At 41.1% G+C, this 21,028-nt stretch carries 12 protein-coding genes; 9 read left to right on the top strand and 3 right to left on the bottom strand.

The genetic code is table 11. From position 1 onward, the window contains the following. Positions 1 to 22: 22 nt before the first annotated feature. Both IPJ86_01315 and IPJ86_01310 read right to left on the bottom strand, forming a co-directional pair. A complete protein-coding gene (locus IPJ86_01315) occupies positions 23 to 3,337 on the bottom strand; it encodes a T9SS type A sorting domain-containing protein (protein MBK7885973.1) in 3,315 nt (1,104 codons plus the stop codon). Between the two features lie 18 nt (positions 3,338 to 3,355). Continuing rightward, complete coding sequence (locus IPJ86_01310; GenBank protein MBK7885972.1) at positions 3,356 to 5,032, bottom strand: T9SS type A sorting domain-containing protein; 1,677 nt, start codon at positions 5,030 to 5,032, stop codon at positions 3,356 to 3,358. Between the two features lie 501 nt (positions 5,033 to 5,533). Between IPJ86_01310 and IPJ86_01305 the strand changes: the two genes are divergently transcribed. Together IPJ86_01305 and IPJ86_01300 are read left to right on the top strand one after the other, a co-directional pair. Further along, the gene (locus IPJ86_01305; GenBank protein ID MBK7885971.1) at positions 5,534 to 5,830 is read left to right on the top strand and encodes a hypothetical protein; all 297 of its coding nucleotides are present in this window, start codon (positions 5,534 to 5,536) and stop codon (positions 5,828 to 5,830) included. Positions 5,831 to 5,899: 69 nt separating this feature from the next. Continuing rightward, positions 5,900 to 6,121, top strand: a complete 222-nt coding sequence (locus tag IPJ86_01300) for a hypothetical protein (protein ID MBK7885970.1) — start codon at positions 5,900 to 5,902, stop codon at positions 6,119 to 6,121. 470 nt (positions 6,122 to 6,591) lie between these two features. Here IPJ86_01300 and IPJ86_01295 read toward each other — a convergent pair whose 3' ends face one another. Beyond that, positions 6,592 to 9,687, bottom strand: a complete 3,096-nt coding sequence (locus tag IPJ86_01295; protein MBK7885969.1) for a leucine-rich repeat domain-containing protein — start codon at positions 9,685 to 9,687, stop codon at positions 6,592 to 6,594. 484 nt (positions 9,688 to 10,171) lie between these two features. On the opposite strand from IPJ86_01295, the gene topA reads away from it, so the two are divergent. The 7 genes from topA (at position 10,172) to gldN (ending at position 20,569) form a co-directional block, all read left to right on the top strand. Then, complete coding sequence (topA, locus tag IPJ86_01290) at positions 10,172 to 12,769, top strand: type I DNA topoisomerase (GenBank protein ID MBK7885968.1); 2,598 nt, start codon at positions 10,172 to 10,174, stop codon at positions 12,767 to 12,769. Between the two features lie 26 nt (positions 12,770 to 12,795). After that, entirely contained in the window at positions 12,796 to 13,968 is a 1,173-nt protein-coding gene (locus IPJ86_01285; protein ID MBK7885967.1) for a formimidoylglutamase, read from the top strand. A 773-nt stretch (positions 13,969 to 14,741) separates the two neighbouring features. Continuing rightward, a complete protein-coding gene (locus IPJ86_01280) occupies positions 14,742 to 15,656 on the top strand; it encodes a type IX secretion system membrane protein PorP/SprF (protein ID MBK7885966.1) in 915 nt (304 codons plus the stop codon). 135 nt (positions 15,657 to 15,791) lie between these two features. Then, entirely contained in the window at positions 15,792 to 17,093 is a 1,302-nt protein-coding gene (locus tag IPJ86_01275; protein ID MBK7885965.1) for an SUMF1/EgtB/PvdO family nonheme iron enzyme, read from the top strand. A 154-nt stretch (positions 17,094 to 17,247) separates the two neighbouring features. Next, the gene (gene gldL, locus IPJ86_01270) at positions 17,248 to 18,012 is read left to right on the top strand and encodes a gliding motility protein GldL (protein MBK7885964.1); all 765 of its coding nucleotides are present in this window, start codon (positions 17,248 to 17,250) and stop codon (positions 18,010 to 18,012) included. 55 nt (positions 18,013 to 18,067) lie between these two features. Beyond that, positions 18,068 to 19,654 (top strand): gliding motility protein GldM, encoded by a 1,587-nt coding sequence (gene gldM, locus IPJ86_01265; GenBank protein ID MBK7885963.1) that lies wholly within the window; start codon positions 18,068 to 18,070, stop codon positions 19,652 to 19,654. Between the two features lie 66 nt (positions 19,655 to 19,720). Continuing rightward, positions 19,721 to 20,569 carry a gliding motility protein GldN gene (gldN, locus tag IPJ86_01260; GenBank protein MBK7885962.1) on the top strand — a complete coding sequence of 283 codons (849 nt, stop codon included), beginning with the start codon at positions 19,721 to 19,723 and terminating at the stop codon, positions 20,567 to 20,569. Positions 20,570 to 21,028: the final 459 nt, after the last annotated feature.

The following is a 21,028-nucleotide window of genomic DNA, read 5'->3' as shown; positions in this document are numbered from 1 at the left end:
TAGATGAAGGGTAGAATTAAAATTAATACTTAATCACCTTCCCCGAAATATTATCCTTTTCAGTGATCAAATTCACGATATAAATTCCGGCGTTCAATCCTTTGACGGGGATTTCCAGATTGAGTTTGCCGGCGGTAATTTCATGGGTGGGTTGTTGGTAGATTATTCTTCCGCTGAGATCCATTAATCGCAATTGGCCATTGGTGCCCCGGAGTTTTTCGGCGTGGAGGAGGATGTTTTCAGATGAAGAGAGATAACGTGTTTGGAAAATTACATCGGCAGTGATGGAAGAGGGGAGTCCGACGGTGGAGAAGGTATAGCAGGTGGAGGTGTCGATGCAATTGCCATAGGTGACTGCAACGGCGTAGCTGCCGGATTGGGTGGGTTGAAAGGTAGAATTCGTTGCTCCGTTGATAGCCGAATTGTTTCCGCAATCGATCCATTGATAAGTTGAGCCGCTCGCTGTGGTTTGTAAGGTAGATGAAATTTGTGAAACGATGTTTGTGATTACGGGTGTAACAGTTAATTGTAATTCGATAATTGAATCGCAACCATTACTATTCAAAAGTGAATCAAAATAAACACCGGATTGATGAAGATAGGCACTTCGAAATAAAATCGAATCATTCGAGCATATGGTTTGTGCTTGTTGAGTATAGTTCGCATTGATAATATCTAAATTTAATGTAATAACAGAGTCGCAGCCGAATACGGATGGCAAGGAATCAATATATATACCCGCCTGATAAAGATATACTCCTCCAAAAAACAGGGAGTCGTTTGTACAAATATTTTCAGATCGCTGAATATTGTAAGCGTTGTTTATAATCAGGTCCAGAACTACAATAGAATCGCATCCGGACGCATTCGTTAGTGTATCATTATAAACTCCGGTAAGTGATAATTGCTGTCCATTGAAATTATAAAAATCTCCATCACAAATTGATCCTGAAAGATAGCTAGCTGATGAATTAATAGTTAAATTAAGAAGAATTGTTGAGTCGCAGCCATTTGCAGTAATAAATCGTTGAACATGATTGCCACTGGTGGAATATGTAACACCATTTAATTGAAAATTCAGACTATTGCATATTGTAGCATTTATAATTGTTGGAGGAATCGAACAATTGATAAGCGTGTTGGCGGTGGTGTTTGTGATTATGGGTGCATTAAAATCAAAGAAAATATTTGCGGTGTTTTCAATTGTGCTTCCAATAGCCAAACTATCCTTCGCACGAATTTTAAATTGAATATATCCATGACTTCCCGGTTCATTCGAATTACTGTCCGGCAAATGGATATTGGGAAAACTAAATTTTAATAAGCCGTCCTGATAAATTTGAGTGATCGGTTGGTGGCTGTAAGAAAGCAAAGAGAATGTGGACCACTCTAAGTAAGTACTCAATGTATCTGTGATATAAATATGCTCTGCATCTGCAGTGCCTGTATTTTGAAAGCGTATCAGATAGGTTAGCCAGCGATCTCCGCTTATATCTAGTGTGGAAGCCGGATAAACAGATTTATCATTAGGGTCATAACTTCCTACAACAGTAAAACATTGTGAAAAGTAATTATTGCTATAATTTAATTCTGCTGCAGAGGTGGAAATTGAAACCTGAATGCAAATTTGATTTCCCAATGTTGCATTTGTATCTACCAAAATGGTAAAGTTAAAATTAATGTTATTACTCATGGCTCCAAAGTCGGCAACATTATAAGTTAAAACATTTCCATTAACGGAATCGGGAGTTAATGCACCCACCCCCGGAAAAAGATAATTGCAAGGTCCGGTAATACTGATGACTACTGTACCGCTGATTCCATTTGCACAATTTGCGCCAAAAGTGTTAGAATAATCTCCGGCTTGAATCTTTATTTCTCTTACACTTGCCGGTCTTATATTGTTTGAATAAATAGATGTAACTGCCAAATCTACCCCCTTGCATATTAATCCAAAATTCCGATTGTATTTCATAGAATCCACTGCAGAAATGGTGTCCGTGTAAAAGCCGGAAGAGGGACAACCAGTAGCAAAAGGTAAATCCAATGTGTCGAGTTCAGTTTTGTAAAAGTCAGGAGCAAATGTGTCAAAGAAGTAATCTCCATTTGTATTGACATAGGTTTGTTGAACTAACATTCCGTTTTTATACAATTTCACCTTTTGGTTGGTGAAATATGGCTCATTATTTCCAACGATGCAATTAGTATCCGGATCAAAAAATACTTCACCTTCAATATTCCAAAATAGCTCACAGCCGTTGGAATTAAACACATTACATATAGGAAGGGTGGTTATAAAAGGGGTGCTTGAAAATACAATTCCATAGTTTGGCACACATTCAACTAGAGTCGCGTAGAAATTTAAATCCGTGACTTGATTTAAATCAGGAAGACAAGTTAATGGATTGTATTGGCAATAAAGCCGAATTAAAGATGAAGGTAGGGGTGGCAATGATGCAAGTTGGTTATATTCACACCTAAGTTCCGTTAAAGAAGTAGGTAAGGAGGGTAAAAAAGTGAGTTGGTTATCTTGACACCATAGCATAGTCAATGTTGAAGGCAGGTTGGGCAACAAAGTGAGTTGATTATCTCTACAGACTAGTTCAGTTAACGATGAAGGCAAGACAGGCAAAGTAATGAGTTGGTTAAAGGAACAAGTAAGATATAATAATGTCGAAGGCAATGCAGGTAAAGCAGTGAGTTGGTTAAGAGAACATTCCAAAAAAGTTAACGACGTAGGCAAGGCCGGTAAATATGTGATTTGATTACTGCCACAAGATAGATAAATTAAGGACGAAGGTAAGACAGGTAAAGATGAGAGTTGGTTAGAACTACACAGAATATCTGTTATCGAACTTGGCAAGTTGGGTATAGAAGTGAGTTGATTACCCCTACAATCAAGACGAGTTAAAGAAGAAGGTAAAGTGGGTAAAGAAGTTAATAGGTTAATCCGACAATCAAGAGTGGTTAACGATGAAGGCAAGTTGGGCAAAGTAGTAATTTGGTTGTTACGACATTCCAGATAGGTTAAAGACAAAGGCAACGGAGGCAACGTAGTAAGTTGGTTGTTGTAGCAATTCAATGAAGTGTCATTCACAAAAACTTCGATTCCACTTAAATTAGAAATTCCTTTACTACTCACATTAATATGCTTTGTACCTAATACCGCAGGACACAATGGATCAATAGAGTCGCCTACCATGCAAGAAGCGTAATATTGGTTGAGATAGGCTCTGAATACAGGATCAGGAATATATACGAGATATGCCTCTACACGAGTGTTCATGGAGAATAAGAGCATGAAAACACAACATAACTTAAGTAAAATATTTCTCATTGCATCTAATTTTTTTGATTAATACTTAATCACTTTCCCCGAAATATTATCCTTTTCAGTAATTAAATTAACAATATAAATTCCGGCGTTCATTCCTTTTGCGGGGATTTCCAGATTGAGTTTGCCGGAGGTAATTTCATGCGTGGGTTGTTGGTAGATGATTCTTCCGCTGAGATCCATTAATCGCAATTGGCCATTGGTGCCCCGGAGTTTTTCGGCGTGGAGGAGGATGTTTTCAGATGAAGAGAGATAACGGGTTTGGAAAATTACATCGGCAGTGATGGAAGAGGGGAGTCCGACAGTGGAGAAGGTGTAGCAGGCGGAGGTGTCGATGCAATTGCCATAGGTGACCGCGACGGCGTAGCTGCCTGATTGTGTGGGTTGGAACGTAGAATTCGTTGCTCCATTAATAACAGTATTGTTTCCGCAATCGATCCATTGATAGGACGAGCCATTAGCTGTGGTTTGCAATAAGGACGAAGATTGGGAAACGGTATTTATAATACTGGAAACGGTTAGATGAAGTTTAATTATAGAATCGCAACCGAAACTTGTAATTAATTTTTGCTGATAGGTGCCGTCGTTATAATACAATACACCGTTTAGTGAATAGTCGTCTCCATTGCAAATACTCGCTGTAATGATGGTTGGCGGAATCGAACAATTAATCACAGCATTACTAGTAGTATTAGTAATTACAGGAGCATTAAAATCGAAGAAAATATTGGCAGTATTTTCAATCGTGCTTCCGATAGCCAAACTATCCTTTGCTCGAATTTTATATTGAACATATCCATGACTTGCCGGTTCATTCGTATTACTGTCAGGTAAATTGATATGCGGAAAACTAAATTTCACTAACCCATCATTATAAACTTGTGTGAGAGGTTGGTGGCTATAGGTTAACAAATTGAAAGTTGACCAATCTAACGATGAACTCAAAGTATCCGTAATATAAATATGTTCGGCAGAAGCTGTTCCTGTATTTTGAAAACGGATTAAATACGTTAACCAGCGATCACCACTAATATCTAAAGTAGCATTTGGAAATGCTGTTTTGTCATTAGGATCAAAACTGCCTACCACCGTAAAACATTGAGATAATAAATTATTGTTGTAATTTATTTCTGTAGCCGGAGTGGATATGGAAACTTGAATACAAATTTGACTTCCAAGTGCAGCAGTAGTATCTACTAAAATGTTAAAATTAAAACTACTATCATAACTCAAAACTCCAAAGTCTGCTACATTGTAAGTTAAAACATTTCCTATAACTGTATTGGGCGTTAAAGCACCAATAGCTGGAGAAATATAGTTGCATGCTCCAGTTATTGTGATATTAACCATTCCGCTTATTCCTGCGGCACAATGTGCACCAAAATAATGAGAGTAATCACCTGCTTTAATTTTAATTTCTCTAATACTTGCTGGTCGTATATTAGCAGTAAAAATACTTGTTACTGCTAAGTCGATTTCCTTGCATTTCAATCCAAAATCACGATTGTATTTCATGGAGTCTGAAACTGAAATAGTATCCAAATAAAATCCGATGGTTGGACAGTATACTTCCAAAGGTAATCCTGTCGTATCAAATTCAATTTTGTAATTATTAAGTGAAAAAGTATCGAAATAATAATCGCCATATATATTCGTAAAAGTTTGTTGGTCGAGCACACCGTTTTTATATAAGTTCAACTTTTTATTTTTAAAAAGGAGTTCGTTTGCACCTATTGTGCAATTTGTGTCGGCATCAAAAAAGATTTTCCTTTAATATTCCAAAATACATCGCAACCGTTGTTATTAAAAAGGTCACATATTGGAAATCCAAGGAATGGGGGAATGCTCACTTGCAACATTCCATAACCAGGGAAGCAATTGATTTGAGTGTTTACAAAATTCAAGGATATTAATTGGTTTAGATCAGGAAAACATAATAAAGGGTTATCTGAACAATTTATACCCTCCAATGATGAAGGTATTATTGGTAGAGAAGTTAACTGATTATTGCTACACCCAAGACTTTCTAATTGCGGTGGCAAAGCAGGTAATGAAGTGAGTTGGTTGCTATCACAATTTAGCGTTTTTAAAGATGTTGGCAAAGTTGGTAATAAGGTAAGTAGATTATTTTTTAAGTACAGGTAAATTATTGATGAATGTAGCGCAGGTAAGGAGGTTAGCTGATTCCTTTCGCACTTTATGTACTTTAATGAGATCGGTATTAAGGGTAAAGATGAGAGTTGGTTGTCATTACAGTTTAGAGATGTAAATATTGAATCAGGGAAAACGGGTAATGATGTAAGTTGGTTGTTATTACAGATTAAATTATTTAAAGTCGATGGCAAAGGTGGTAAACTTGTAATTTGGTTGTTATTACATATAAAATACATTAAACCATTTGGTAAAGGTGGCAATGTTGTTAGTTGGTTTCCTGAACAGTTTAGGGCAAATAAACTCAAAGGCAAATTTGGTAGTGTATTAAGTTGGCTGGATTGACAATAAAGTCTCGCCAATGATGAGGGTAAAGTTGGAAGTGAGTCGAGTGGGTTATTAGCACAAGTAAGTGTGTGTAAAGTAGATGGTAATGTAGGTAAGGAGGTTAGTGGGTTAGCCGAACACCCAAATGTAACTAAAGATGAAGGTAAAGTTGGAAGAGAGTTTATTTGGTTACCACTACAATCAAATGTTGTTAAAGACGGAGGAAGTGTAGGCAAAGCATTGAGAAGATTGAAGGAACAATTAACGTTATTCAATGACTGTGGTAATGTTGGAAGAGAAGAAATTTGATTATTACCGCAAATAAGTGTAGTTAATGCAGTGGGCAGTATTGGCAATGAGGTGAGCACATTAGCATTGCAATTAAAATATGTTAATGACTGTGGTAAATTTGGCATAGAGGTGAGTTGATTCTCGTAGCAATAAAGATAAGTTAAGGACAGCGGCAAATTTGGCAATGAAGTAAGTTGATTATTGCTACAATTTAACAAAGTATCATTCACAAAAACTTCAATTCCACTTAAATTAGATATTCCGCGACTACTAACATCAATATATTTCGCAGCCAAAACTGCCGGACAACTCGAGTCAATAGAATCGCCGACCATGCAACTTGAGAAATAAATGTTGAGGATATTCCGAAATGCCGAATCCGGAATATGAACAAGCTGAGCTTTCGAAACAGTTGATGTTCCTATTGTCAGAGCTAAAATGCAAGTTAGTTTCAGTAAAACATTTTTCATCTTATATTATTTTATAAATTAATACTTAACCATCTTCCCCGAAACATTATCCTTTTCGGTAATCAAATTCACGATATAAATTCCGGAGGTCATTCCTTTAGCAGGGATTTCCAGATTGAGTTTTCCGGCGGTAATTTCATGGGTGGGTTGTTGGTAGATGATTCTTCCGCTGAGATCCATTAAGCGCAATTGGCCATATGTGCCCCGGAGTTTTTCGGCTTGGAGGAGGATGTTTTCTGAAGCGGAGACATACCGGGTTTGGAAAATGACATCGGCAGTGATGGAAGAGGGGAGTCCGACGGTGGAGAAGGTGTAGCAGGCGGAGGTATCGATGCAATTGCCATAGGTGACTGCGACGGCGTAGCTGCCGGATTGTGTAGGTTGAAATGTAGAATTCGTTGCTCCATTGATAGCCGTATTGTTTCCGCAATCGATCCATTGATAGGACGAGCCATTAGCTGTGGTTTGTAATATGGACGAAGATTGGGAAACTGTATTTATAATACTGGAAACAGTTAGTTGAAGTACAATTATTGAATCACAACCAACACTTGTAATTAATTTTTGTTGATAGGTGCCATCGTTATAATACAATGCACCATTGAGTGAATAGGCGTCCCCATTGCAAATGCTCGCTGTAATGATGGTTGGTGGTATGGAACAGTTTATAACTGTATTGCTGGTAGTATTTGTGATTACCGGTGCATTGAAATCAAAGAAAATATTGGCCGTGTTTTCAATTAGGCTACCAATAGAAAGGCTGTCCTTAGCGCGTATTTTATATTGCACATACCCATGACTAGCCGGTTCGTTTGCATTACTATCGGGCAAATTGATATGAGGAAAACTAAATTTTATCAGTCCATCATTATACACTTGTGTAAGAGGTTGGTGACTATAGCTCAGCAAATTGAAAGTTGACCAATCCAACGATGTACTCAAAGTATCGGTTATGAATATATGTTCTGCAGATGCTGTTCCTGTATTTTGAAATCGGATTAAATACGTTAACCAACGATCTCCACTAATATCTAAACTTGTAGAAGGATATGCAGTTTTATCATTTGGATCATAACTGCCTACCACCGTAAAACATTGAGATAATAAATTATTGTTGTATTTTGATTCTGAAGACAGAGTGGAAATGGAAACCTGAATGCAAATTTGACTTCCTTGTGTTGCTGTCGTATCTACCAAAATGTTAAAATTAAAACTACTGTCATAACTTACTAATCCAAAATCAGCAACATTGTAAGTAAGAACGTTTCCAATGATTGTAATGGGCGTTATTCCACCAATGGCTGGAGAAATATAATTGCAAGCACCGGTAATAGTGATGACCACTGTTCCGCTTATTCCGGTGCCACAATGTGCACCAAAATTATTAGAGTAGTCGCCTGCATGAATTTTTAATTCTCTAATGCTTGCTGGTCTTAAATTATTAGAAAAAATACTTGTGACCGCTAAGTCAACATCCTTGCATTTTAATCCAAAATCCCTATCATATTTCATAGAATCTGCAGCGGAAATGGTATCTAAATAAAAACCTGGTGAAGGACAATATACTTCAAATGGTAATCCCGTTGTGTCAAATTCCGTTTTATAAAAATCGAAAGAAAAAGTATCAAAAACATAATTTCCATTTATAGTAGAAAAGGTTTGTTGGTCTAATACTCCATTTTTATACAAATTTAATTTTTGATTTATGAAATATGGTTCGTTTGTTCCCGCGATGCAATTGGTGTCTGCATCAAAAAATGTTTTCCCCTCAATATTCCAAAATACATCACAACCGTTGGCGTTAAATACGCCACATAGTGGAATTGTGGAAACTGCAGGGTCACTCATTAACACAATGCCGTAGTTGGGTAAACAATTGACTAATGTATTAGTGAAGTATAAATTTTTAACATTTTTTAAAGATGGCAAACAAGTTAATGGGTTGTCGCTACAAAAAAGATTATTTAACGAAGACGGTAATTCGGGCAATGAAGTGAGCAGATTCTGACTGCAATCAAGATGAAACAGCGTTGCAGGCAAAGTGGGTAAGGAAGTGAGTTGGTTATCGAGGCAATGCAGAGCAATTAGCGAAGTCGGCAATGCAGGCAAGGAAGTGAGCGGGTTATTGCTACAAGAAAGATTATTTAACGAGAGCGGCAAATTGGGCAAAGAGGTGAGTTGGTTCTCGCCGCAAAATAGAGTATGTAACGCTGCCGGCATATTTGGCAAAGAAGAGAATTGGTTACCGTTTACGTCAAGATGAGTCAACGAAGCCGGCAATGCCGGCAAGGAGTTGAGTTGGTTATTGGAGCTCTGTAGATTGGTTAAAGATGCAGGCAAAGCAGGCAAGGAAGTGAGTTGGTTAATATCACATCTAAGACTAGTTAACGACGTAGGCAAATTTGGCAAGGAAGTGAGTTGGTTATATTCACAATTAATTTGTGTTAACGAAGCCGGTAATGCAGGTAATGCGGTTAGTAGATTAAGGTAGCAATCTAGATAAGTTAACGAAGAAGGCAATGTAGGCAAGGAAGGAAGTTGGTTCACACCACATTCAAGTCTAGTTAACGACGAAGGCAAATTTGGCAAGGAAGTAAGCTGATTCTCGTTGCAAGATAGAATACTTATCGACGCCGGCAATGCAGGCAGGGAGGTTAGCTGGTTAGCGCCACAATCAAGATAAACCAGTAGCGAAGGCAATGTAGGCAAAGATGTGAGTTGGTTATTGAAACAATCAAGATATGTTAAGGACTGGGGTAAATTTGCCAAAACAGTGAGTTGGTTAGTAGAGCAATCAAGATAAGTTAAAGATGGAGGAAGTTGAGGAAAGGTAGTTAATGGATTTAAATTACATCTCAAAAGTGTGTCATTTACAAAAACTGCTATTCCGCTTAAATCGGAAATCCCTTTATTGTATAAATTAATATCTGTCGTAGCTAATACCGCCGGACAAGAAGAATCAATAGAATCTCCCACCATACAAGCCCCAAAATTTTGATTTAAATAAGCTCTAAAAGCGGAATCAGGAATATAAACCAACTGCGCATCCACATCCGTTCTCATTCCGGAAAACAGCGTAACCAAAAAAAGTAATCTGAGTAATTGTTTTTTCATGATACTTGTTTTAAAAATACTTAAGTAGCGCTGAATCAAAGTTAAATATTAATTCGGGATAATTATAGTTTAAATTCAATAGACCAGTACCGCTTTCCTTTTAAGGCAGAATTTTATTAAAAGGAAAGTCTTCAATGAACCGGGGATGTGATTGCGCCAAACTTATATTTTGGTGAATTTATGGGTTTATTTTCTTTTAAAGATAACCTTTTCATTAAATCGGACCCTTATCGATCGGTCGAAATTTTTAGGTTCAAAAGCTCTTTTTCGGGAATGTGGTTCGGGTTCGGAAAGGGGGATTTTGGGCGGGAATTCGGGAAAGAGTGGTTCAAAGGGTGGGCATAAACACTTGTATACGATTATTAATTGACTGAAAATCAGATAAGTTAACCTATTAGGGCGATTTTGGAGGGATAGGCTATTGGTTAAAATTCTCTTATTTTGCGCCGCTGATAATAAATACTGAAACACCCAAAAACCCCTGATGGCAGATAATTTAGTGATTGTGGAGTCGCCGGCAAAGGCCAAAACTATTGAAGGATTTCTTGGTAAGGATTTTACCGTGAGATCGAGTTTCGGGCATGTCCGTGATCTGGTGAAAAACGATAAAGCGATTGACGTTGATAACGATTTTGCCCCTCAGTATGAGGTGAGTGAGGATAAAGCGAAGGTGGTGGATGAACTGCGTCGCCTGGCGAAGAAAGCGAAGATGGTCTGGTTGGCGACGGATGAGGACCGTGAGGGAGAAGCCATCTCCTGGCATCTTTATGAATCGCTCGACCTGAAGAAAAGTAATACGAAACGTATTGTTTTCCATGAGATTACGAAGAAGGCCATTAAGGACGCTGTCGATAATCCGCGCTTTATAGATATGCACCTGGTGGATGCTCAGCAAGCCCGCCGGATCCTGGATCGTTTAGTGGGTTTTGAACTTTCGCCTATTCTGTGGAAGAAGGTGAAGCCCAGCTTGTCGGCCGGTCGTGTGCAATCGGTTTCTGTCCGACTTATTGTGGAGCGGGAGCGGGAAGTGGAGGCGCATACCAGTGCATCCGCGTTCAGGGTAATTGCTATTTTCAGAGTGAAGGATAAGAAAGGAAACCTCTCTTCTCTAAAAGCGGAACTTCCTCAGCGCTTTGCGAAGATGGGTGATGCAGAAGCTTTCCTTAAAAAATTGATCGCGGCTAATTTCTCTATAGCCAACCTCGAAGTAAAGCCTGCAAAGAAAACGCCGGCTGCTCCTTTTACCACATCTACACTGCAACAGGAAGCTTCCCGTAAACTGGGATTCAGCGTGGCGCAAACGATGGTGGTGGCTCAGAAACTCTACGAGAGCGGGAAGATTACTTATATGAGAACAGATTCGGTGAACCTTTCTCAAACTGCCCTCGATGCTGCACAGGCCGCTATCACCAAACAATACGGAAAACAATACTCGCATACCCGTCAGTACCGCACCAAAAGCGCGAATGCACAGGAGGCTCACGAAGCGATTCGTCCGACCTATTTTGAGATGAATACCGTAGATGGTGATAATTCAGAGCGCCGCTTGTATGAATTGATCTGGAAGCGTACCATTGCCAGTCAGATGGCCGATGCGCAGTTAGAAAGAACGATTGTAAGTATCTCCAATGATAAGTCGAAGGAAATGTTTACCGCTACCGGCGAGGTGATTCGTTTCGATGGATTTTTACGGGTGTATATGGAAGGCACCGACGATGAAAACGAAGAAAATGAAAGTGGTCTTTTACCACCGCTTGAAATAGGGCAGCACCTCGATTTAGATGTGATGACCGCCACAGAAAAATTTTCGTCACCCCCTGCCCGTTATACGGAAGCAAGTCTGGTGAAGAAGCTGGAAGAACTGGGAATTGGTCGTCCTTCTACCTATGCACCCACCATTTCCACCATTCAGAAAAGAGGATATGTGATCAAGGAAGATCGCATGGGCAAGGAAAGGAAGTATTCTATTGTCACGCTGAAGGATGGAAAAGTGAGCAGTGAAGTGAAGATGGAAAATTACGGAAGTGAAAAGTCGAAGATGTTTCCTTCCGATATCGGCACCGTAGTCACCGATTTTCTGGTTGCGAATTTCCCGGTCATCATGGATTATAATTTCACCGCTACTGTAGAAAAAGATTTTGATGAAATCGCAAACGGTCATCTCGTATGGTCGAAGATGATCAAGAAATTCTATGGTCCTTTTCATAAATCGGTAGAGCAAACGGAGAAGCATAGCGAGCGGGCAACCGGAGAACGTGAACTGGGAACTGATCCGAAGTCGGGCCGGAAAGTGATTGCGCGTATCGGACGATTTGGTCCCCTGGTGCAGATCAGCGGTGATGATGATGAAGAGGTGAAACCACAGTATGCGAAATTAAGAAGCGGTCAGCGCCTCGAGACCATCACCTTTGAAGAAGCCATGGATCTTTTCAAAATGCCGCGTAATTTGGGTAAATATGAGGACGAAGATATCACCATCGGTATCGGACGTTTTGGTCCCTATGTAAAGCATGTTAATCTCTTCGCTTCTCTCACGAAGGAAGATGATCCCTATACTATCGATCTCGACAGAGCCATTGAACTCATCGAAATAAAACGCAAAACAGAGCGCGAGCGGATCATTAAAGTGTTCAAAGATCGTCCGGATGTGCAGGTGTTGAAAGGCAGATGGGGACCCTATCTTGTTGTAGACGGTGGCAACTATAGAATTCCAAAGGATAAGGAAGCCGAGAAATTGAGTCTGGAAGATTGCCTGGAAATTTCAGCGAATTCCAAGCCAAGCGGAGGAAGAAAGGGCGGAAGATTTCAGAAGAAAAAGCCTGCTGAAACCACGGTGACCCGGGCCGCTGCAACTTCTCGTCCGACAGCTAAGAAAGCCGCCGCGAAAAAATCTCCGGCAAAGAAAACGGCAGCGAAGAAAACGGCAGCAGTAAAATCAGCTCCTGCAAAAGCCGCACCCGCGAAAAAAGCAGCCGCGAAAAAATCTCCTGCGAAAAAAGCAGCGCCTGTAAAGCCATCTCCCGCAAAAAAATCGCCCGCTAAGAAGTCTCCTGCAAAAAAAGCAGTCAAGAAGAAAAGGTAAGACCATTTTCGCAGCAATAACCCCACATGCTTGAAGCGTATTTCGATCCGGTTTCACCCGATATTATCAGAGGAATTAAAAGTCCTTACCCTCCTGATGCCTTAGGTCAGCATGTCCAGGCCTATACCACCGACTCCGGTTTTCCCTCTTTCGAAGGAGCACGGCTGGCTATTTTGGGAGTAGGCGAGGAGCGGGGGAGTATCGGCAATGCAGGTGCTGCACAAGGTCCCGATTTTATCAGAGAACAATTTTACAAGCTAAAGAAGCATCAGCAAGGGCTGCATTTTATTGATCTCGGCAATTTAAAGATCGGTCATAGCCTGAACGATACCTATGCTGCCATAGCCATCGTTGTCACTGAATTGCTTTCTGCACATATAGTACCCGTTATATTGGGCGGCAGCCAGGATATTACTTACGGACATTATACCGGTTATAAAATTTCCGAGCAAATCATCAATATTGTTTCCATCGATTCACGGTTTGATCTCGGTATTCCGGAAGAGACCACCAATAGTGAAACCTATCTCGGGAAAATCATCCTTGAGCAACCCAACTATCTTTTCAATTTCAGCAATCTCGGTTACCAGACCTATTTTACCGGCGTGGAGAATGTGGCGCTCATGAAAAAACTGCATTTCGAAACGCATCGTCTGGGACAAGTACAGGCGGATATTCAGGAGACAGAACCTATCGTCAGAAATGCCGATCTGATCACAGTAGACATCAGTGCTGTCCGGCAAAGTGACGCTCCCGGACATGCGAATCCCTCCCCGAATGGTTTTTACGGCGAAGAATTATGTCAGATTCTGCTGTATGCCGGATTGAGTGATAAGTGCACCGGGCTCGGATTATATGAGTACAATCCTTCCTTCGACCGGCAGTCGCAAACGGCGAAGCTTTATGCGCAGGCCTTATGGTATTTTTTTGAAGGGATGGGACAGCGTAAAATGGATTTGCCGTTGAGCAATCCCAACAATTACATCACTTACCGGGTCGCTTTCGAAGAGCTGGAACAGGAAATAACTTTTATTAAGAGCATGAAGAGTGACCGCTGGTGGATGAAGTTACCCACTGATGGCACGAAGAACCGCTATCTGAGCCAGCATCTGCTCCCTTGTTCCTACAAAGACTATCAGCAAGCCTGCAGCAATGAAGTGCCGGAACGTTGGTGGAATGCCGTGCATAAAATGGTTTGACCGAGATACCGCCCTTACAGGACTTATGTGAAAGGTAAGGCATTTTAATAATTACGGATATTGATCACCGTTGTAGTTTCTGTCAGAAGGTTCCGGTCAATTCACTTAACTTTTTTCCTGACTTCCGCAGTAAAATGGAGTTGTTTTAGAAGTAATAAAAAATCAGCCTGATGGTGTAAATCACTTGATGTTTTAGGTTTTCCCACGGATGATAGGTCATACTTGAGACATGTCCCTTGAAGTCTTCGATGTAAAAGCCCTGTAGGGGCGGTATCTCTGTAAAAAGGACATCATCTTCCTCCACTTATGCCGGCAGCCGACCTTGAGTCGGCTGCCGGCGGTTGTAAGGATGGTGGGGCGTTTGTCGGTTACAGAGATACCGCCCCTACAGGGCTTATGTAGAAGGTGAAGCTTTATAATAATTACGGATATTGATCACCGTTGTGCTATTTGTCAGCAGGTTCATGGCTTACATTTCGTTCCTATTTTGAATCAAGTTCATAACAAAATCGGAAAATCAGGGGAGAAGAGGAGGTGTCAATTTCGAAAAATATAGCAAATATTAGTGATATAAGGAATGTTAATCTCTCATTATCAACACATTTCAAAAATATTCGGAATTAAACATCTGCAATGAGCAAATAGCTATTTTAGTCCCGCCCAAGAATGGAAGCCGGCGGTGAAAAAAAATGTCTTAAACTTCGTTTTTGGGTTTGTTATTATTATTTACTTACTTTATCCCCCCAATTGAACCCGAAATCGAAACTATCTGTATGAAGAAACTTTTAGCGGTAATAACAGCAGGATGTATCTCCACACTTGCACTTGCACAACAGGACCCACAGTTCAGTCAAAACATGTTTAACAAGTTGTGGGTAAATCCAGCCACTGCCGGAAGTAACGAGGCGATCTGTGCCAGTCTCTTATACAGGGCACAGTGGGTAAGCTTCGATGGAGCCCCGAAATCCGGAGTTCTGGCCATCGATGCCCCCTTATTCAATAACAAGCTCGGCTTAGGTTTAACTATTAATACTGACGAAATCGGTTTCGAGCAAGGATTAACAGCGAAGTTGGCTGCTGCTTACCGGATGGATGTCGGCAACGGTAAATTATCGTTAGGCGTAGATTTCGGTTTGCTGCAGAACACGATTGACGGCAAGTTCACTGCTCCTGATGGGGTAGCGAATGACCCTGCCATTCCACAGAACGCGGTGAGCGGGACGGCCTTTGATTTAGGAGCAGGTGCATATTACCAGAGTGAAAAGTTTTACTTCGGCGTTTCTTCTACGCATTTGATGGAGAGCGAGCTGGACCTCGATAAGTTTTCAAAAGAATACAAGAGACATTACTATGGAATGATCGGATATACCCTGGAGTTAACCCCAAGTGTATCCTTAAAACCGATGATATTTGTAAAGAATGTGACGGACAACACCACAATTGATGTGAATGTCAATGCACATTTTAATAATAAGTTCTGGGCAGGTTTATCCTGGAGAAATGAAGATGCGGTAGTTGGAATGTTAGGTATTACGCTCATCGAGAATCTGCGATTGGGGTATGCTTATGATTTCACCACTTCTGAATTAAAAGATTACAGCGATGGATCCCACGAAATTATGTTGGGATATTGCTTCAATGTCAAGAAAAGAATCCCGGTTTCAATCAGAAACGTAAGATTCCTCTAATAATTAGAAGATATCCGTATCACAAAGAAACTATCTTTGAAATCAAACGTATCATCCTACCGGAAACGTGGCATAATAAACCAAAGTTTTCGACGTTGGATGATAACGTTTCCGGAACCCAAAAGCGAACAAAGCATGAAAAACCTGATTATTGCTTCCCTCGCACTGCTGCTACTAAGCAGTTGTGGAGGCGGTAACCGTGGTCAATTGGTGGGGGTACAAGGGCGCGAGAGATGGTATCAGGCCGATCCTTATGGCATGGTATTTATCCCTCAAGGCTCTTTCAACATGGGTCCTAGTGACCAGGATGTTCCTTACGCCCAAAACGCAATGGCAAAGACTGTGTCGATGCATGCGTTTTACATGGACAACACGGAGATTACCAACAATGAGTACAGACAGTTTGTGTATTGGGTGAGAGATTCCCTGGCACATCGTCTGCTAGGTGGTGATCATCTCACCGAGGAAGGGGAGTATGGAGAGCGCATCAACTGGGATGAGCGGATCCGATGGGACGACGAAGAGAATGTGGAAACACTTTCTGAGTTGTATCTACCTGAAAGCGAGCGTTTTTATCGCAGAAAGGAAATTGATTCACGGAAACTGAACTTTGAATATTACTGGATTGATCTGGTAGCTGCTGCTCAGAAAGACTTCAGCCGCGACCGTGATCCTGCTTCAGGAAGTCTGGCCAATCGTCCGCAAGGCCGAACCGACCGCTCCGTTTATATTAAGAAGGAAATTATCAATGTATATCCCGATACTTTAAGTTGGGTACATGATTATACCTATTCCTTTAACGATCCTATTACAAAAGCTTATTTCTGGCATCCTGCCTATGATGATTACCCTGTAGTAGGTGTAAACTGGTTACAGGCGAAGGCTTTCTGTGTTTGGAGAACTCAATTGCTCTGTAGCTATATGGAGGATGTAGAGGAGACCTATGTACAGGACTATCGTTTACCGACAGAAAGTGAGTGGGAATATGCTTCCCGTGGTGGTTTAGCCAACAACCCGTACCCCTGGGGCGGACCATATACCAGGAATAGCAGAGGCTGTTTCCTTGCCAACTTCAAACCGTTACGCGGAAATTATATTGACGATGGAGGTTTCTATACGGTGAAAGCTACCGCTTACTGGCCGAATGATTATGGCCTGTATTGCATGGCCGGAAACGTAGCAGAGTGGACCAGCAATGCCTATGACGAATCAGCCTATAGCTTTATACATGACCTTAACCCGGATTATACTTACGATGCAAAGGATACCGATCCTCCTGCATTGAAAAGAAAGGTGATCAGAGGTGGATCATGGAAAGATGTCGGATATTTTATGCAGACCGGCACCCGCAGTTATGAATACCAGGATACTTCGAAAGCCTATATCGGTTTCCGTTGTGTGATGGATTTCCTTGGCCGCGACAAAGCTGACTTCTAAAAGTAACTAAGCAGGATCTGCGGCCTTCAACCTGTCGCTGATCTTTCTTTATAAGAGATTAAACAACACAAATCATTCTAACCAAAACCATTAAAAACACGAGAACAACATGGGATTAGCTCAATTGACCAAAGGGAAAGGGTTCAAACAGCTCATGGCGAAACTTTACGGTTTCGGGGCGGCAATCGTAATTGTCGGCGCCCTCTTTAAAATTCAGCACTGGGAAGGTGCAGGTATCATGCTTACTGTAGGTCTGTTTACAGAAGCGGTTATCTTCTTCTTCTCTGCATTTGAACCACCACATGAAGAAGTAGATTGGTCATTAGTTTATCCGGAGCTTGCAGGAATGCACGAGCCGGGAGCTGACCGCAAAAAAGCAAAGGCCGGCGATCCGGTAGCACAACACCTTGATAAATTATTATCGGATGCGAAGATTGGTCCGGATCTGATTCAGAGTCTGGGTACAGGATTAAAATCACTGAGTGAGAACACGGCTAAAATGGCTACTGTTTCCAATGCTGCAGTGGCGACTGAAGAGTATTCAAAAAATGTTACCGCCGCTGCGAAGCAGGTAAGTTCTTTGACCGCTTCTTACGAGAAGGCTGCTACAGCGATGAACAGCATGAGTGCTGCTCACGATGATGTGAAAGGATATACCGAGCAAATGAAATCTGCCGGTAAAAACATGGGCGCTCTCAATGCCGTGTATGAACTTCAATTGCAGGAAGCCAATACACGCATGAAGGATACCAAGAAATTTTATGACGGTATTCAGGAACTGTTGTCGAACCTCAACAATACTGTGGAAGACACCAAGCGTTACAAAGATGAAGTGGGTAAACTCGCTAAAAATCTGGGAGCCCTCAATACCATCTATGGCAACATGCTTTCTGCCATGAGTCAAAATGCAAACAAATAATTCTTGTACTTTTTTCGTTATAGAATCAATCAACCAAACAACCTAAGTACGAGAAATGGCAGGTCAAAATTTATCACCGAGGCAGAAAATGATCGGGATGATGTATCTGGTGTTAACAGCTCTGTTAGCCCTGAACGTCTCCAAGGAAATCATTAATGCATTCGTTACGATCAACGACAGCCTTGAAGTTACTGTAAAGAATCTTCAGGGGAAAAACGCGCAAGCCTATTCGGCATTTGATAAACAAATGCAAAATGATAAGGCGAAAACTGAGCCATTTTTTAAGAAGGCACAGGTAGTAAAAAAGCAATGTGAAGATCTTGATAAGTATGTTGCAGCACTGAAAGAAGAGCTGATTCGTACAACAGATAAGATGGAAGCAGGTGCGAAAATGGTTCCATTGGGCGAAATGAAAGCGAAGGACAACTACGATGAGCCGACACGGATTATGTGCGGTGACAAGCAGGATGGCCGCGGACATAAAGCTACGGAGCTGAAAGAAAAAATCAACGGTTTAAAGAAAAATATCATTGCTACACTTGACGCGAAGGACAGAGATAAGTTCACGAAGCGTTTAGATGCTCTTTTTGATACCAAGGATCCGGTTACCGGTGCTTTGGAGGATGGAAAGAAGACCTGGGAGATGGCTAATTTTTACCATAACCCGGTGGTAGCAACGGTGGCGTTATTATCAAAAATCCAGACGGACGTTAAGAATGCGGAATCAGAAATTATTACGCATTTATTGAGCGCCATTAATGCTGCCGACTTTAAATTCGACACACTTGCTCCTAAAGTTATTGCTCCATCCAGTTATGTTATCGAAGGACAGGAATATTCAGCCGACATCTTCTTGGCGGCAATGAGTTCTACCAGTGATCCTGAAATAACGGTTGGTGGTTCATCTCTGACTGTGGATGGTGGTGTAGGAACCTATAAAGTTCGTGCTTCCGGCATTGGGGAGAAGAAATATGCAGGTATTATTAAAGTAAAGAAACCTGATAACACTTATGAATCCTATCCGTTTGAAAGTTCTTATATCGTAGCAAAACCAAGTGCATCGGTGGCTGCGGATAAGATGAATGTAATTTATATTGGTGTTCCCAATCCGATTACGGTTTCTGTACCTGGTGTTCCTGATGAAAAAGTGAAAGCGATTCCAACGGGATTCTCACTTTCTCCGGATGCAAAAGCAGGTAGAGGGCATTTCATCGCGGAAGCAAAGGGTCAGCCCGGAGAAGCGAAAATCGTTGTCTCTGCTGATTTCAACGGCAAGCCGATGCAAATGGGAGAGTTCAAATTCCGTTTGAAGCGTATTCCTGATCCGGTGGCTAAAATTGGTGGTAAAAAGGATGGTAATATTCCTAAGAGTGCATTAGCTGCACAGCAAGGGATCATTCCAACCATGGAAAATTTCGACTTCGATCTTTATCCAAAGGTGACCAGCTTTAAGATGAGCCGTTACGGTAAGGGCCGCGATCCGGTGGAGAAATCTGCTGAAGGCGGAGCGCTTACAGGTGATATGAAGTCAATTATTGATCAATGTCGCGCAGGTGACAAGATTTTGTTCGAGTACATCAAGGTGTCAATGCCCGATGGTACAACAAGAACGGTGAATTCTATTCCCCTGACTGTACAATAAGGAAATCAGTAAAAACCGCAACTGCAAAGGCGCAACTACGTTAAATAAAACAAAGGTCATAAACCCATGAAAAAGTTCATCCTGATGCTGACTATATTTACTACGGTAAGTATAGCATCGTTCTCACAGAACGTCCTTGATGGAGTGTATGTGAAGGAGAATAATCCGGCCCGTCGGGTGATTCCTTATACGTATTTGAGGGAGGCCGATGTGATGTGGGCGAAGCGTATGTGGCGTCACATTGATCTCAATGAGAAAATCAATGCACCGTTACGTTATCCTAAAACAGGTGACACCAAGGATCGCAAGAACCTGATCAATGTGTTTATGGATGCCGTGAAAGAAGGCAGCTTAACAGCTTACGATCCGCAGGATGATGAATTCGTGCTTCCCATGACATTAGATGAGTTTTCTAAAGTGGGTGGAGCAGATTCCTTGCAGATTAAAGTAACGCGCGCTGAGCCGCCTTATGACGAGTATGATTCGACTGTATTCCGTCCGTTTAATCCGGATGATGTGATCCAGTATCGTTTGAAAGAAGAGTGGTTCTTCGACAAGCAGCGGTCAGAATTAAAATGCCGTATTATTGGCATCTGTCCGATGATCCTTGCCCGTGATCAGGAAGGTAATCTGATCGAAGGCGGACAGAAGAAACTCTTATTCTGGATATATTATCAGGAAGCACGACGAATACTCGCCAATGCCGAAGTAGCCAATCGCTTCAATTCAGCACAGCGGATGTCATTTGAGGATATCTTCCAGAAGAGGATGTTCAACAGCTATATCATTAAAGAGGACAATGTCTACAACCGCAGGGTAGATGATTACAGAGTTAACCCGATTGATGCACTTCTGGAATCAGAGCGTATCAAACAGGAGATGGTTAATTTTGAAATCGACTTGTGGGAGTATTAGTCGCTCTACAATAAAAACAAAAGCCCCGGAGAGATTCTTCGGGGCTTTTTATTTGCAAATGAATTTATTTTGATCAATAAATTTTTTCTTCCGAAGAAGCAATTGATGAATTGATGAATCACTGTTGTCCGGTTAAAACAAAAGTCGGTTGTTCTGATAGTTGAACTATCTGATTTCCACTTGAGGGTTGTTGAATAGAAGAAAGTAAGCCCTTGTTAAAATCACGAATCTTCGAAAAGAAGTATTTGTTTGGCTTGATGATCTTTGTTTCGTCGCAGAGCTTTTTCAGGAGAGGTTAAAATTGCCATATATCGATATACGTGGCCAAATGCTTCGAATCATAGAGCTAAGATTAGAGAGTGACCATATTCTTTTTTTTACTGATTCTTGACTACTTTTATAAGTAAGTCAGCAATTAGAGAGCACCAGATTGTATCCTTATTGCATTTTCAGAATCAC

The sequence above is a fragment of the Bacteroidota bacterium genome (genome assembly GCA_016713925.1).
Lineage (GTDB): Bacteria > Bacteroidota > Bacteroidia > AKYH767-A > OLB10 > JAJTFW01.
The sequence above is the reverse complement of the archived record's forward strand: the minus strand, read 5'-3'. Positions and strand labels throughout refer to the sequence as shown.

Coding starts and splice junctions, on each gene's coding strand:
- IPJ86_01315 (MBK7885973.1), bottom strand. CDS start 3,337: ATGAGAAATATTTTACTTAAGTTATGTTGTGTTTTCATGCTCTTATTC.
- IPJ86_01305 (MBK7885971.1), top strand. CDS start 5,534: ATGTACTTTAATGAGATCGGTATTAAGGGTAAAGATGAGAGTTGGTTG.
- IPJ86_01295 (MBK7885969.1), bottom strand. CDS start 9,687: ATGAAAAAACAATTACTCAGATTACTTTTTTTGGTTACGCTGTTTTCC.
- topA (MBK7885968.1), top strand. CDS start 10,172: ATGGCAGATAATTTAGTGATTGTGGAGTCGCCGGCAAAGGCCAAAACT.
- IPJ86_01285 (MBK7885967.1), top strand. CDS start 12,796: ATGCTTGAAGCGTATTTCGATCCGGTTTCACCCGATATTATCAGAGGA.
- IPJ86_01280 (MBK7885966.1), top strand. CDS start 14,742: ATGAAGAAACTTTTAGCGGTAATAACAGCAGGATGTATCTCCACACTT.
- IPJ86_01275 (MBK7885965.1), top strand. CDS start 15,792: ATGAAAAACCTGATTATTGCTTCCCTCGCACTGCTGCTACTAAGCAGT.
- gldL (MBK7885964.1), top strand. CDS start 17,248: ATGGCGAAACTTTACGGTTTCGGGGCGGCAATCGTAATTGTCGGCGCC.
- gldM (MBK7885963.1), top strand. CDS start 18,068: ATGGCAGGTCAAAATTTATCACCGAGGCAGAAAATGATCGGGATGATG.
- gldN (MBK7885962.1), top strand. CDS start 19,721: ATGAAAAAGTTCATCCTGATGCTGACTATATTTACTACGGTAAGTATA.